General features: G+C 65.7%; 14 protein-coding genes. 4 read left to right on the plus strand and 10 right to left on the minus strand.

The features are described 5' to 3' along the window. Window positions 1-6 precede the first annotated feature (6 nt). The 4 genes from EJ072_RS16005 to exbB all read right to left on the minus strand — a co-directional run bounded on the left by EJ072_RS16005 (window position 7) and on the right by exbB (window position 3903). Window positions 7-1401: a multicopper oxidase family protein gene (locus EJ072_RS16005; protein WP_126080531.1), complete on the minus strand. Its 1395-nt coding sequence runs from the start codon at window positions 1399-1401 to the stop codon at window positions 7-9. Window positions 1402-1472: 71 nt separating this feature from the next. Then, window positions 1473-2450, minus strand: a complete 978-nt coding sequence (locus EJ072_RS16010) for an energy transducer TonB (protein WP_126080532.1) — start codon at window positions 2448-2450, stop codon at window positions 1473-1475. After that, on the minus strand, window positions 2447-2950 hold the full coding sequence (gene exbD / locus EJ072_RS16015) for a TonB system transport protein ExbD (RefSeq protein WP_126080533.1): 504 nt from the start codon (window positions 2948-2950) through the stop codon (window positions 2447-2449). The genes EJ072_RS16010 and exbD overlap by 4 nt, the downstream gene beginning before the upstream one ends. A 5-nt stretch (window positions 2951-2955) precedes the next feature. Continuing rightward, a complete protein-coding gene (exbB, locus tag EJ072_RS16020) occupies window positions 2956-3903 on the minus strand; it encodes a tonB-system energizer ExbB (RefSeq protein ID WP_126080534.1) in 948 nt (315 codons plus the stop codon). 223 nt (window positions 3904-4126) lie between these two features. On the opposite strand from exbB, the gene EJ072_RS16025 reads away from it, so the two are divergent. The 3 genes from EJ072_RS16025 (at window position 4127) to EJ072_RS16035 (ending at window position 6167) form a co-directional block, all read left to right on the plus strand. Continuing rightward, window positions 4127-4801: an isochorismatase family cysteine hydrolase gene (locus EJ072_RS16025; RefSeq protein WP_126080535.1), complete on the plus strand. Its 675-nt coding sequence runs from the start codon at window positions 4127-4129 to the stop codon at window positions 4799-4801. Between the two features lie 128 nt (window positions 4802-4929). Further along, on the plus strand, window positions 4930-5244 hold the full coding sequence (locus tag EJ072_RS16030) for an antibiotic biosynthesis monooxygenase family protein (protein ID WP_126080536.1): 315 nt from the start codon (window positions 4930-4932) through the stop codon (window positions 5242-5244). Between the two features lie 8 nt (window positions 5245-5252). Then, on the plus strand, window positions 5253-6167 hold the full coding sequence (locus tag EJ072_RS16035; protein ID WP_126080537.1) for a sigma-70 family RNA polymerase sigma factor: 915 nt from the start codon (window positions 5253-5255) through the stop codon (window positions 6165-6167). Between the two features lies 1 nt (window position 6168). Here EJ072_RS16035 and EJ072_RS16040 read toward each other — a convergent pair whose 3' ends face one another. Together EJ072_RS16040 and EJ072_RS16045 are read right to left on the minus strand one after the other, a co-directional pair. Further along, on the minus strand, window positions 6169-7107 hold the full coding sequence (locus EJ072_RS16040) for an LLM class flavin-dependent oxidoreductase (protein WP_126080538.1): 939 nt from the start codon (window positions 7105-7107) through the stop codon (window positions 6169-6171). Window positions 7108-7265: 158 nt separating this feature from the next. Next, the gene (locus EJ072_RS16045) at window positions 7266-7421 is read right to left on the minus strand and encodes a hypothetical protein (protein ID WP_095816548.1); all 156 of its coding nucleotides are present in this window, start codon (window positions 7419-7421) and stop codon (window positions 7266-7268) included. Window positions 7422-7700: 279 nt separating this feature from the next. On the opposite strand from EJ072_RS16045, the gene EJ072_RS16050 reads away from it, so the two are divergent. Beyond that, window positions 7701-8468, plus strand: a complete 768-nt coding sequence (locus tag EJ072_RS16050; RefSeq protein ID WP_126080539.1) for an SDR family oxidoreductase — start codon at window positions 7701-7703, stop codon at window positions 8466-8468. Between the two features lie 192 nt (window positions 8469-8660). On the opposite strand, the gene EJ072_RS16055 is transcribed toward EJ072_RS16050, so the two are convergent. The 4 genes from EJ072_RS16055 to EJ072_RS16075 all read right to left on the minus strand — a co-directional run bounded on the left by EJ072_RS16055 (window position 8661) and on the right by EJ072_RS16075 (window position 13434). After that, window positions 8661-9605, minus strand: a complete 945-nt coding sequence (locus EJ072_RS16055; RefSeq protein WP_126080540.1) for an ABC transporter permease — start codon at window positions 9603-9605, stop codon at window positions 8661-8663. Next, on the minus strand, window positions 9602-10657 hold the full coding sequence (locus EJ072_RS16060; RefSeq protein WP_126080541.1) for an ABC transporter permease: 1056 nt from the start codon (window positions 10655-10657) through the stop codon (window positions 9602-9604). Before EJ072_RS16060 ends, EJ072_RS16055 begins: the two co-directional genes overlap by 4 nt. After that, window positions 10657-12177 (minus strand): ABC transporter ATP-binding protein, encoded by a 1521-nt coding sequence (locus tag EJ072_RS16065; protein WP_126080542.1) that lies wholly within the window; start codon window positions 12175-12177, stop codon window positions 10657-10659. The genes EJ072_RS16060 and EJ072_RS16065 overlap by 1 nt, the downstream gene beginning before the upstream one ends. Window positions 12178-12408: 231 nt before the next feature. After that, entirely contained in the window at window positions 12409-13434 is a 1026-nt protein-coding gene (locus tag EJ072_RS16075) for a BMP family protein (RefSeq protein WP_126080543.1), read from the minus strand. Between the last annotated feature and the right edge of the window lie 131 nt (window positions 13435-13565).

A 13565-nucleotide genomic window follows, 5' to 3' on the forward strand; every position in this document is an offset into this window, starting at 1 on the left:
ATGCCGTCACACCACCCGAAAATAGCTCGTCATGCCTGTCTTCTGATGCTCGATGATGTGGCAATGCAGCAGCCAGTCGCCGGGATTGTCGGCGACGAATCCCAGCTGCACCTTCTCGTCGGGCTGGATGAGATAGGTGTCGGAGACGAGCGGCTGCACTGGCCTGGTCGAGGACGACAGCACCTTGAAGCTCATGCCGTGCAAATGGATCGGGTGCGCGTGCGGCGTCAGGTTCTCCATGTCGATGATGTAGCTCTTGCCGAGCTTCAGTTCGGCGAGCGGCGCCGTCGGGTCGGGCGTGTCGCCCGGCCACGGCACCTTGTTGATCGCCCAGAAACTGTAACCGAGCGAACCGCAGATGCTGTCGGCCGAAACGTTTTCCGCCGTGGCGCTCAGCGCCAGCGGAATGCGCCTGGCGCTGGAAAGGTCCACCTCCGCCACCGGATTGACTTCCAGCGGGCCGAGATCGCGCAGATCGTGCTTGAGCGATTTGCCGACGGAACGCAGCGTCGCCACGATTTTCGGCTTGGTGCCCCGGACGTCGCGCAGGCTGACGATCGCGCCTTCCTCGTCGGGCATACGGATGGCAAGCTCCAGCCGCTGGCCGGGTCCAATCTGCAAGGCGTCCGGCGTAAACCGCTGCGGCACCGGGTTGCCGTCGAGCGCGATCACCGTTGCCTCGGCGCCGTCGACGCGGAAGGCGTAGATACGGGTGACGTCGGTGATGGCGGCGCGCAGCCGCACCAGTCCGCCGGCCGGCGCATCGAATTGCGGCTGTTCGAGCCAATTGGCGGTGCGCACCGTGCCGAAGGTGCCGGCCTTTGCGGCGTCGCGCGGCCGGAACGCCTCGATGAACTGGCCATCGTCGCCGAGCCGCCAGTCGCGCAGGTTGATCACCATTTCGGCGTCGAAGGCCGGGTCCTTCAGGTTCTCGACCACAATCACGCCGGTCAACCCGTGACCCATCTGGATCAGCGTGTTGCAATGCGGGTGGTACCAGAAGGTGCCGGCGTCGGGCGGGGTGAAGGCATAGTCGAAATGGTCGCCCTGATAGACATAGGGCTGGATCAGGAACGGCACGCCGTCCATCTTGTTGGGAACGCGGATACCGTGCCAGTGGATGGTCGTCGGATCATCGATGCCGTTGATCAGCCGCGCGGCAAACGGTTCGCCTTTCCGCATCCTGACGACCGGCGGCGGGCCTGCCTCACCATAGGTCAGAACATTCTGCGTCGGCGCACCGTCCATCAGCCGCGCCTCGATGCTGGCGGTCTTCAGGATCAGCAGTTCGGGCGGGGTTGCGGCGAAGCCCGTCAATCTGCCGAAGGCTGCGGCACCGGTTCCGGCGAGACCGGCGACAGCTGCGGTTTTGAGAAGAGTGCGGCGGGTTAGTATCGTCATCTGATTTCGGCGGCAGGGTGCAGCGGCAAAGTTGAACGGTTTAGCCGCGTACCACCATCCGGTGCGCGGGCCTAGTCCCGCACGCTGAAGAAGAAGGGAGCCGTGCGGCTCAGGCGTGCACCCAGTTCCGGCGGTGGGGCAGGCACAGTTGCTCCTTGAACAATAGCAAGCCCCGCTCGGTCTAGATCGGCATCACCGGACGACCGGGCTAGCCGTGCAGAAAGGACTCGCCCTGACGCATCGACAGTGAAGGTCACCAAGACATTCCCTTCAGCCCGGCGCGCCTTTGCTGCGGTTGGGTATCGCTTATGTCGATTGAGCCAGGCTCTGAGCTTTGCGTCCCATTGCTTGGAGTCACCAGATACCCCCTGCGTTGCAGACGATTTGGGCGCCGCTGCCTTCGTCGCCGCCTTGGCGTCGATGCTGGCGATGGTCGTCGCCTTGGGCGTCGTCGCCTTTTCCTTTTTCACCCGTTCCTTCGGCTTTTCGACCGGCTTCTTCTCGACCTTCTTCCTGGCTTCGACCGGCTTCTGCGCCTTGACCTCGGCTTCCACAGGTTTCGGCTGCGGTAGCGGAATGGCGAAATCGGGCGCGATCGCCTCGACAGGATCCGGCACGAATTCATCCAGTGGCTGCTGCTCGCTCAGCGCCGCGATGGTCTGATGCACCGGCGCGACCTGTTCAGCCTCCTGCGTGTCGTCGAGTGGCTGTTCGGTGACCGGCTCTGCCTGCTCCGCCACCGGCGCCGGATCGGTCACCGGCTTCGTGTCGACGGGCTTTTCCGTCTCCTCCGCCGCATCGGGCGGCTCCGGTGTCACGGTGTCCAGCATCGCTGCCTCCTCCGGCACGGCGGGCGCGGTCATCAGCGGTGCCATCTCGACCGCCAGCGCCGGCGGCGGGCCGCCATCCTGCATTTCGGCGAAACTCAGATTCTGCACCGCATAGGCAACCGCCACATGCGCGGCCAGAATGATCGCGGCGGCACTCGTCCACAGGCCGGCGTCACGCGGGCCGAAGCGCGGCTGGCGGGAAAGGGCGGCGGCCGTCATGGCGCTCGGTTCCCGGCGGGTGGCGGAGCTGGATTCGCGCCGGCCGCGGGAGTTCCTGGCGAAGACTGCCCGCCGGCGCTGCCCGTGGTTTCCAGGCCGACCAGCGCCACCTTCAGATAGCCTGCGCTCCGCAGCAGGTTCATCACTTCCATCAGGTCTCCATAGCCGACCGTCTTGTCGGCGCGCAGGAAGATGCGCGTCTGCTTGTCGCCCTTGGTGCGGCTGTCGAGCATCCCGGCGAAGGCCGGACGTGGCACGCTGTCATTGCCGATCGCCAGCGTCAGATCGCTTTTCAGCGTCAGGAACAAAGGTGTCTCGGGCCGCGGCGCCGGCGTCGCCGTCGACCCGGGCAGGTCGACATTGACATCGACGGTGGCGAGGGGTGCCGCGACCATGAAGATGATCAGAAGCACCAGGATCACGTCGATGAATGGCGTGACGTTGATGTCGTGGCTTTCCTCAAGATCGTCGCCGGAGGTCTCGCGAATGCGCGCCGCCATCGCCGCTACTCCGCCGCCATCGCCGCTGCCGGCGGCACCGTGCGGAAATCGAGGTCGCGGCTGACCAGCCGCTCGACGCCGGCTGAGGCGTCGGCGAGGATCTGTTTGTAGCCGGCTATCGAGCGGGCGAAGATGTTGTAGATGACGACCGCAGGAATGGCCGCCACCAGCCCCATGGCGGTCGCAAGCAGCGCCTCGGCGATACCTGGCGCCACGACGGCGAGGTTGGTGGTCTGCGCCTGGGAGATGCCGATGAAGGCGTTCATGATGCCCCAGACGGTGCCGAACAGGCCGACAAAGGGCGCCGTCGAGCCGATGGTGGCGAGCAGGCCGGTGCCGCGCGACATGAGCCGCGCCGCCGTCGCCTCGATGCGCGAGAGCCTGGAAGCGACGCGTTCCTTCAGGCCGTCGCCGGAAACGTGGTCGAGCGCGCCGGCCGATAGCGCCCGTTCCTCTTCCGCCGCCCGCACCAGAAGCGCGCCCGGACCGCCGTTATGGCCGAGTTCGCGGCGGGCCTGCATCAGCGTCGCGGCATTGCCGATCGCATCGGCGGCGCGGCGGGCCCTCAGCTTGCCGCCTAAAACCTCCAGCGACTTGGCAAGCGCGATCGTCCAGGTAACGAGAGAGGCGAAAGCCAGCCCGACCATGACCGCCTTCACCACGATGTCGGCATTCATGAACATGCCCCAGGGCGACAGGTCATGCGGCAGCGACAGCGAAGGCTCCTGGCCGGCGACGCCGCTCGCAGCCGGCTGGATGGCCAGATCAGCCGGCGCGGTGGCGAGCGCCTGCACCGGCGGTGCCTGCGGAGCTGGGGCGGCCGTTGCTCGCGAAGGCGGTTCGGCCGGAGCCTGCACGGCGGGTACCACCGGCGGCTGTTCCTGCGCCTTGGCGATGCCGGTGGAAAGAGTGAGGGACACGGCCAGCGCCGCGAAAAGACCGTTCCGGGACAAGGCTCGTCCTCGCTTCATCATCGCTATGCGGTGGCCGCCATTGAGATAGGCACAGGGCGAGCCATGGCAGTTGACTATGAAACATGAATTTCCGAGTCAACTATAAAGATGGCTGTGCCGATCAACAATCTACGATGCGCCGATGCCACCTGGGTACGCTGCGGACTGGACCGCAGGTCGGCTGGCGGGCACGATGCGCAGACAACGACAAAGCAGGTGACCGATGATCAAGGCGATACCGTTCGACTTTCCCTATGACGGCAGGCTTGCGCCGCAGCATGCGGCGCTGCTGGTCATCGACCTGCAGGAGGATTTCCTGTCGCCGACCGGCTATTTCGCCAGGAAAGGCTACGATCCGTCGCCGCTGCGAGCCATCCTGCCGGCGGTCAACCGGCTGATAGCCGCGGCGCGCGCCGCAGGCATGACCATCATCCACACAAGGCAAGGCTACCGCGCCGACATGGCCGACATGACGCCTTACGAGAAATGGCGCCGCAAGCGGGCCGGCCTCGACGGCACTGATGTCCTGCTGCGCTCGGGCCCGGGCTTCCAGATCGCCGCCGATGTCGACGTGGCGCCGCAGGACGTCATCATCGACAAGACCTGCAACAGCGCCTTCACCTATACGGATCTGGAGATGGTGCTGCGCGCGCGGGACATAACGCACCTGCTTTTCACCGGCTGCACGACGGATGTCTGCGTGCACACCACATTGCGCGAGGCCTGCGACCGCAATTTCCAGTGCCTGACGGTTTCGGACGCCTGCGCCAGCGGCGACCAGTATGCGCACGAAGCGGCGCTGCACATGGTGACGGTCGAGGACGGGATCTTCGGCGCGCTGGCGGACTCGGAGGCGGTCATTGTCGCGTTGCGGCAACTCGCGGACGCCGTGCGCTGAAGGTTTCGCGGTCTCATCGAAAATTTCTCGCCCCACCGTTCCGTTTGCGGTTCCGCCTTCGTCTTGAGGGTCGTAACAGGTGCGAGAGCCGCGACGGCCTCCGCCCTCAGGACAAACGGAGCCGAGCCATGTCGAACACACTGACCTTGATCAACGTCTTCACCGCCAAGCCGGGCAAGCAGCAGGAACTCGCCAGGACGCTCGCCGAAGGCACGCGGAACTTCTTCAGCAAGCAGCCGGGCTCTTTGTCGTCATCCGTGGTCGTCGGCGGCGACGGCAGCAAGGTCGCCAACATCTCGCAATGGCGCTCGGCCGAGGACATCGCGGCCTTCCGCGCCGATCCCCACTTCGCCGACTACATGAAGAGCATCGTTGAGCTGGCCGCGGGCGAGAGCATAATGGGCCACACGACCTATTCCCATACGGGTGGCGTAGAAAACTAGGAGGTTGCGTGACCGGTTCGCAGGATCAGTCCGTTGCGGCGACCGAGTCCCGGCTCCGCGCCTTCGAGCGCGAGGCCGCTTCGCTGAGAGCCAGGCTGCACCGCTACGCGTCACGCATGGTCGGATCGGTCATCGATGGCGAGGACATCGTCCAGGAGGCTTTGGCCAAAGGCTTCGTTGCGATCAGGAATGGCGACATGCCCGATAGGATCGAACCCTGGCTGTTTCGCATCGCGCACAACGCGGCGCTCGATTTCCTGCGCAAGCGCGCCCGCTTGCGGGGCCGCGAAAGCGAGGTCGAGCTCGACACGATCGCCGACGAGAATTCGGCGCTGGACGCGCGCATCGCCGCCGAGGCGAGCCTGGCCGAGCTGATGCAGCTGCCGCCGGCGCAACGGTGCGCGGTCGTGCTGAAGGATGTGCTCGGCCACAGCCTGGAAGAGATCGGCGAAATCCTCGAAACATCCGACATGGCGATCAAGGGCGCGCTGCAGCGCGGGCGCGAAAGCTTGCGCAAGCTGGCGGCCGCGCCGCGCATGGCGCCGCCCCGTCCGGCGCTCGACCGGCAGGACGTGCGCCGCTTGGGCGACTATGTCGCTGCCTTCAACGCCAGGGATTTCGATACGCTGCGCGGCCTTTTGGCCGAGGACGTCAAGCTGGAGCTGGTCAATCGGCTGCGCGCGGACGGCAAGGAATATGTCGGCAATTATTTCGGCCGCTATGCCGACGAAACGCATTGGCATTTCGCGACCGGCCTTGTCGAAGGCCGGCCCGCCATCCTGGTCACCAGCCCGGAGCGTCCGGACGGACCGCCGCGCTACTTCATCCTCATCGATTGGAAGGACGGCCGGATCGCCGGCATCCGCGATTTCCTGTTCGCGGATTACGTGATGGACGGGCTGGAGTACTCCGGCACGCCGTGACTCAGCCTATACGGTGTTCCGCAAAGCGGGATGAGGCAAACGCACCCGGTTGCGGAATTTCCGCCTCGCGGCGCGCCAGCGAATTCGCGAGCAGCGTGATCGTCTCGCGCCCAATGCGGGCGATCTCGCCCGGACGGTCGATGCCGCTGATCATGAATTCCTCGATGCCGAGCGCCGCATAGGGCAAAAGCGCCAGGGCAATCCGCGCCGGCGGCCCGGCGATCTCGACCGCCTTGTGATCCGGGGTTCCGCTCCAGCCGTCCGCGTGGATGCGGACCGGCAGCGCGAAGCGCAACCTGCCGGCGCGGCCATGTTCCGCCGCGGCGCCGCGCGCACGCTCGACCAATTGCCGCACCTCGTCCGGCGAGCCGGCGGCCAGCTCGAAGACATCGGCATGCTTGCCGGCCACCTTCAGCGCGGTGCCCGATTGGCCGCCGAGCCGGATCACGAGATCGGCGCCAAGCGGGCCCTTGCGCGGCACGAAGCCGCCCCTGACGCTGTAGAAGGCGCCTTCATGGTCGAAGGGCCTGTCGTTCGACCACAGGCGCTTCAGCAGCACCAGATATTCGTCGATGCGCTGCCAAACCACGCTGTGGCCAACCGGTCGCGCCTCGGCATCGCTGTCTTCCAGCGGCTCGCTCAGCATGCGAAGCGACAGGCGTCCGCCGCCTCTGCGGTCGAGCGCGGCAAGCTGCCTTGCCGCCACCGTCGGCTCGATCACGCCGGCCCAATGCGTCAACACCACCTCCAGCGAACCGGTGCGGTCGAGCGTCTGCGCGGCGATGTCCATATTGGTGAGCAGGCCGGCCGGATCGTCCACCACCAGCCTGCGGAAACCGGCATCCTCGATCAGCGACAGTTTGGTCGCCGTCTCGGCGAAATCATAGAAGAAGCCGCCATTGGCAGCCTTACCGGGAACATGCGTGAACTCGATCGGCATTGCCATCTCCTCCATCACGTCGGCTTGCCCCGCTCCAAAGCCTTTTGAACCAAATCCGAGGACGCAGGCGCGCGACAGCGCCCCGGCGCTCGGCCAGCTTTCCACTCCGGTTACGCAACTCAGATTGTTTTGACGGCGGGTCTCGGCCCGCCTTGAAATCAGGGGATCAACCCCAGCACCACCGCGCCGGTGAACACGAATGCAAGCGCGAAGACGAGATAGGCGAAGGTACCGCCATAGGCGGGCCTCCAGCTCTGGTCGGCGGTCAGCCTTTGGCCCTTGCGGGCGGTCTGAGCGTTCTGGATATAGGACATATCGGCCTCCGTCTCAGCGCTTAATCTATAAAGCTAGTAGACTTTGTCGATTGCTATTTTTCAAGGATTTTTGGGAGAATGTTCTCAGGGATGGTGCAATCCAGGGTAATTCGTGCTCCTCCAGAGTGGAAGATCCAGCGAGCAAGCGGAGCATGGGCTGCCCGACAAATGCCTGGAACCACGGACTTTCAGTGGCAAAACGGCCTCCTTTGAGCGCTTGGCCATTCCCCGCGCGACGCGATAGCATCTAAAACACTCACGGAATCCAGGGAGACAAAAATGGGTGGAAGGCTGGCGGGCAAGGTCGCCATCGTTTCGGGCGGCGCGACGGGGATGGGCGGGGCGGCTTCCGAGCTGTTCGCCGCCGAAGGCGCCAAGGTGGCGATCGTCGACCGCAATGGCGAGGCGGCCGGCAAGACCGTGGCGGCGATCCGGGCGCGGGGCCATGTGGCGGAGCATTTCGTGGCCGATGTTTCGGATGAGGCGCAGGTCGAGGCGGCGGTGAAAGCGGCGACGGATGAGCTCGGTCCGGTCACGGTGCTGTTCAACCATGCCGGCACGATCGTGATAAAGCCCTTCCTGGAGACGACGCTGCAGGAATGGGACTGGCTGCATGCCGTCAATGTCCGCTCGATGTTCCTGATGACGCGCGCGGTGCTGCCCGGCATGATCGCCGCCGGCGGCGGCTCGATCGTCTGCACTTCCTCAATCTCGGCGGTGGCGGCGACGCCGAACGAGGTGCTCTACGACACCACAAAAGGCGCCTGCCACATGTTCGCCCGCGCCATCGCGGTGGAGTTCCGCGACCGCAACATCCGCTGCAACGCCGTCTGCCCCGGCTTCATCCGCACGCCGCATGGTCTGCGCGAGGTGGCGGATCTCGGCAAGCTCGGCGTCGATGTCTCCGATGCCGCCATGGCCGCGCAACAGGGCCGCATCGGCGAGCCGGAAGAGGTGGCGAAGGCGGCGCTGTTTTTGGCCAGCGACGAGTCCAGCTTCGTCAACGGCGCGCATCTGTTTGTCGACAACGCGTTCACGGCGATCTGAGGCTTTTCCTAGCCCCACGAAAGTGGGGAAAGGTAGCTCGGCGAAGCCGAGACGGAGAGGGGACGCCCTGCGTGAACCGGCTGAGAATTTGGGGCAAACGCGGCGCCGAAAGAGCAACCGTCGGCGCAGCCCTCTCTCCGGCCGCTTCGCGGCAACCTCTCCCCCGCTTTGCGGGGGTGAGGAAATCCGCGCCTACCGCTCTTCCCTTCTGAACGGCTTCAGCAGCGCCGAGGGTGCCACTGCGTTGCGCGACATGAAGGCCATGGCAACGATGGTGAAGATGAAGGGCAGCATCAGGAAGGCTTCGTAGGGGATGTGGCCGAGACCGCTCGCCTGCATCCTCAATTGCAGCGCGTCGACGAAGGCGAAGAGCAGCGCAGCCCCTGCCGAGCGCCACGGGTCCCAGCGACCGAACACGACCAGCGCGATCGCCACCCAGCCGCGGCCGGAGACGACGCCGAAGGTGAAGGCATTGAATTGCGCCATGGTGAGGAAGGCGCCGGCAAGCCCCATCAGCGCGCCGCCGAGGATCACCGCTTGGAAGCGCGTGGCGATGACGCTGACGCCGGCCGAATCCGCCGCGCGTGGGTTTTCGCCGACCATGCGTACCGCGAGCCCCCATGGCGTGCGGTAGAGCACGAAGGCGGCGAGCGGAACGGCGATGATCGCCATATAGACCAGCGTGAACTGGTTGAACACGGCAGGGCCGATCACCGGTATGTCCGAGAGCAGCGGGATCGGCGCCAGCTTGAAGCCGTCGATGCTGGGCGGCACCGATTGCTGGCCGAAGATCAACCGATAGAGGAAATAGGCGAGACCGGATGAGAACAAGGTCACGCCGATGCCGCAGACATGTTGGCTGAGGCCCAGCGCGACGGTGAACAGCGCGTGCAGGGCGCCCATCAGCGCGCCGACCAGCACGGCCACCAGCACGCCCAGCCACAGGCTGCCGCTGAGGCTGGCGGCGGTGAAACCGGCCATGGCCGAGAGCAGCATGATGCCTTCGATGCCGAGATTGAGCACGCCGGCGCGTTCGGAAAACATTTCGCCGAGTGTGGCGAAAGCGAGCGGCGTGGCGATGCGGATGATGGCGGCGAGGAAGCCGACCTGGAAAATCTGCTCGAACACCGCGCTCATGTCTGCGCTCCCACGCGGCGGATGCGGTAGGCGGTGAAGAGCAGCGCCACCAGCATGGCAAGCAGCGCCGTGCCCTGGATGACGTCGCTCAGGAAAGCCGGCACGCCGGTCGCGCGCGACATCGCCTCGGCGCCGGTCATGACGGCGGCCAGGAAGATCGCCGCCGGCACCACGCCGAGCGGGTTGAGCCTGGCGAGCATGGCGACGACGATGCCGGAATAGCCATAGCCCGGCGAGATGTCGCTCATCACCTGGAAATGCACGCCGCCAACCTCGCCGACGCCGGCCAGGCCTGCCAGCGCGCCGGAGAGCAGGGCGGTCGAGAGCAGCACGCGCTGGACGTTGATGCCGCCATAGCGCGCCGCTTCCGGATTCTCGCCGGTGACGCGGATCCTAAAGCCGAGCGTGGTGCGGGCGATCAGGAACCAGCAAAGCGGTGCTGCGATCAGCGCCACGACGACGCCGAGATGCAGCCGCGTGCCTTCGATCAGCACCGGGAAGTTGGCGGAATCCTCGATCGGTGGCGAGATCGGGTAGCCGGAAAAGGTGTCCTTCCACGGGCCTTCGATCAGCGCCATCAGCGCGTAATAGATGACCGAGTTTAGCAGCAGCGAGCTCACCACGTCGTCGACTTTGAATTTGATGCGCAACGTCGCCGGCACCAGCGCCACGAGCGCGCCGGCGGCGGCGCCTACAATCGCCATCAACAGCATGGCGAGGGTGCCCGGCATCGGGATCGCGCCGACAAAGCAGCTCGCCACCGCGCCGGCGAGCAGCTGCCCCTCGGCGCCGATGTTCCAGAATTTGGCGCGGAAGGCGATCGCCACGGCAAGGCCGGTGAAGATCATCGGGGCGGCGCGCACCAGCGTCTCGGTGATGGCGTAGCTGTCGCCGAGCGAGGCCGACAGCATCACGCCATAGGCCTCGATCACGCCGGCGCCGGCGATGGCGATCAGGCCACTGCACAGAATGAGCGTCGCGGCGATGGCGATCAGCGGCAGCGCCAGATTGAACCAGGCGGGTGTCGAGGTGCGGGCTTCGAGGCGAAACATCAGGCCGCCTCCTCGGTCTGCCCGGCGCCGGTCATCATCAAGCCGAGCCTGGTGACGGTGGCATCGGCGCTGATAAGCGTGCCGGCGATGCGGCCCTCATACATCACCGCGATGCGGTCCGAGAGCATCAGCAATTCCTCGAGGTCTTCGCCGATGACGATGATGCCGCAGCCTTTGGCGCGCATCGCGAGGAATTTCTCGTGGATGAAGCGGGCGGCGCCGATGTCGAGGCCGCGCGTCGGCTGCGAGACGATCAGCACTTTCGGGTCGAAGGCGAGCTCGCGTGCCAAAAGCGCCTTCTGCAGGTTGCCGCCGGAGAGCGCGCCGGCGCGCACCATCGGGCCAGGGCAGCGTATGTCGTAGGCCTTGATCTGTTCTTCGGCGAAGGCGCGGATCGCCGCCGGGTTGAGCAGGCCTTTGCGGCTGAAGGCCTCGGTGCCGATCCGCGGCAGAACCATGGAATCGGCTAGAGGCAGGTTGGTGACCAGTCCGGTGGTCATGCGGTCTTCCGGGATGCGGCCGAGGCCAAGCGCCTGCAGCTCGCGCGGCGAGAATTGCGTCGCCGTTTTGCCGGCTATCGTCATCGTGCCGGCCCTTGGCGGCAGCATGCCGGAGATGACATCGGCCAGCGCCCGCTGGCCGTTGCCGGAGACGCCGGCGATGCCGAGTATCTCGCCCGCCCGGACGACCAGCGAGACGTCGCGCAGCGGCGTGCCGGCATGGCCGGCGGTGGAAATGCCGTCGAGCGTCAGCACGGCGGCGCCGGGCGTCGAAGCCTCCTTGACCGGCGGGACGATTTCGTGGCCGCACATCAGTCTGGCCATCTCGGCCGAGGTGGTTTCTGCCGGGTGGTCGACGCGGCCGGCGACCTTGCCATGGCGCAGCACGACGCAGCGATGGGTGAGCGCCCGGACCTCGTTCAGCTTATGCGAGATGAAGATGATGCCGAGCCCCTGCGCCGCCATCGAGCGCAGGGCGGCGAACAGGCCGTCTACTTCGCTTGGCGCCAGCACGGCAGTCGGCTCGTCGAGGATCAAAAGCTTCGCGCCGCGAAACAGCGCCTTGATGATCTCCAGCCGCTGCTGCTCACCGACCGACAGCGCCGACACCGGCAGGTTCGGATCGAGGCTCAGCCCATACTGCCGGCTGATTTCGGTGAGCCGGGCGAGCCCGCGCGCACGGTCGATGCGGCCGGATTTGCCGGGAATGCCGATCAGCAGGTTTTCCAGCACCGTGAGGCGCGGCGCGAGGTGGAAATGCTGATGCACCATGCCGATGCCGGCGGCGAGCGCATCGGCCGAATTGTGGATGGCGACGGGCCGTCCTTCGACCAGGATCTCGCCGGCGTCCGGCGCGTAGGCGCCGAACAGCACGTTCATCAGCGTCGTCTTGCCTGCGCCATTCTCGCCAAGCAGGCCGAGGATTTCGCCGGGTGCGACGCTGAGGTCGACGGCCTCGTTCGCCTTGACGGCGCCGAAGCTCTTGGTGATGCCGCGCATTTCGATGAGTGGGGCGGACAAGGGTGCTCCCTGGATTTGCGATCCGGCTAACCGCGAAGGGCAGCGCTAGGCCCCCTCTCTGGCCTGCCGGCCATCTCCCCCTCAAGGGGGGAGATCAGATGTCACGCCGGCTTTCGCCAATCTCCGGCGTTGCAGGAAAAGCGCCGTCGCCGAAACTGCCGATCTCCCCCCTTGAGGGGGAGATGTCCGGCAGGACAGAGAGGGGGGCCTCGCGCCACCCTCAAAAATGCATCAATCCGAAACCGGCGTGTTCTCGTCGACGTCGACGCGGAAATTGCCTTCGAGGATCTCGGCCTTTTTCTTCTCGACCAGTTCCTTCACCTCGGCGGGCAGCGTCTTGTCGAACTTGTGGTAGGGCGCCAGATACGAGCCGCCCTTGGCCATGCGCGAGAAATCGCCATAGTCCTGCGCGGTGAAGACGCCGGCCTTGACCAGCTTGATCGCCTGCTCGACCGTCGGATACATGTCCCAGACCGGGCCTGTGATCACCGTATCCGGCCCGAGGCTCGACTGGTCGGACATGTTGGAGATGGCGTAGATCTTCTTCTCCACTGCCGCCTCGATGACGCCGAAGCGCTCGGCATAGATGACGTCGACGCCGGCGTCGATCTGCGCGACGGCCGCTTCCTTGGCCTTGGGCGGATCGAAGAAGGAGCCGATGAAGGCGACCTTCTTCTTGACGTTCGGATTGACCTCCTTGGCTCCGGCGAAGAAGGCGTTGACCAGGCGGTTCACTTCCGGAATGCCCATCGCCGCGACCGCGCCGACCGTGCCGGACTTCGACATCTTTCCGGCGATCATGCCGGAGAGATAGGCCGGCTCATGGATCCAGTTGTCGAAGACGCCGAAATTCGGCTCGGCCGGGCCGGCGCCGGAGCCGAACAGCCATGCGGTTTTCGGGAACTGCTTGGCCGTGCGGCGTGATTCGCGCTCGGCGGCAAAGGCGTCGCCCAGCACCAGCTGGTAGCCACCTTGCGCATATTCGCGCATGACGCGGCTGAAGTCGGCGGTCTGCACCTTTTCCGACCATTTGTATTCGATGCCCAGTTCCTTCTCGGCCTTCTGCAGGGCGACATGGATCTGGTTGTCCCACGGCTCCTCGATCGGCGTGGCGAAGATCGCCGCCACCTTCAGCTTCTTGTCCTTGGCGAAGGCCGCGCTGGGCAGCACGGTGGCCGCGAGGCCGAGCGCGCCAAGTTCCAGCAGGTTGCGCCGCGACAGGCCGGCGCGTTGCGTTTTGCTACGGTCGTTTTCCATGAAGTGCCCCTCTGTTCGACAGCCGTGTCGAGCCGGCCGTTCCAAAAATGTCAGACGCCGGGGACTATGGAACGGTGGGTGAGATTTGTCCACATGGTCAAATTTGGTTGCGCTTTCGCGTTCGTCATCCA

Origin of the sequence: Mesorhizobium sp. M2A.F.Ca.ET.046.03.2.1 (assembly GCF_003952425.1) — a bacterium.
Classification (GTDB): domain Bacteria; phylum Pseudomonadota; class Alphaproteobacteria; order Rhizobiales; family Rhizobiaceae; genus Mesorhizobium.

Coding starts and splice junctions, on each gene's coding strand:
- EJ072_RS16025 (WP_126080535.1), top strand. CDS start 4,127: ATGATCAAGGCGATACCGTTCGACTTTCCCTATGACGGCAGGCTTGCG.
- EJ072_RS16045 (WP_095816548.1), bottom strand. CDS start 7,421: ATGTCCTATATCCAGAACGCTCAGACCGCCCGCAAGGGCCAAAGGCTG.
- EJ072_RS16060 (WP_126080541.1), bottom strand. CDS start 10,657: ATGTTTCGCCTCGAAGCCCGCACCTCGACACCCGCCTGGTTCAATCTG.
- EJ072_RS16010 (WP_126080532.1), bottom strand. CDS start 2,450: ATGACGGCCGCCGCCCTTTCCCGCCAGCCGCGCTTCGGCCCGCGTGAC.
- EJ072_RS16030 (WP_126080536.1), top strand. CDS start 4,930: ATGTCGAACACACTGACCTTGATCAACGTCTTCACCGCCAAGCCGGGC.
- EJ072_RS16050 (WP_126080539.1), top strand. CDS start 7,701: ATGGGTGGAAGGCTGGCGGGCAAGGTCGCCATCGTTTCGGGCGGCGCG.
- EJ072_RS16040 (WP_126080538.1), bottom strand. CDS start 7,107: ATGCCGATCGAGTTCACGCATGTTCCCGGTAAGGCTGCCAATGGCGGC.
- EJ072_RS16055 (WP_126080540.1), bottom strand. CDS start 9,605: ATGAGCGCGGTGTTCGAGCAGATTTTCCAGGTCGGCTTCCTCGCCGCC.
- exbD (WP_126080533.1), bottom strand. CDS start 2,950: ATGGCGGCGCGCATTCGCGAGACCTCCGGCGACGATCTTGAGGAAAGC.
- EJ072_RS16005 (WP_126080531.1), bottom strand. CDS start 1,401: ATGACGATACTAACCCGCCGCACTCTTCTCAAAACCGCAGCTGTCGCC.
- EJ072_RS16075 (WP_126080543.1), bottom strand. CDS start 13,434: ATGGAAAACGACCGTAGCAAAACGCAACGCGCCGGCCTGTCGCGGCGC.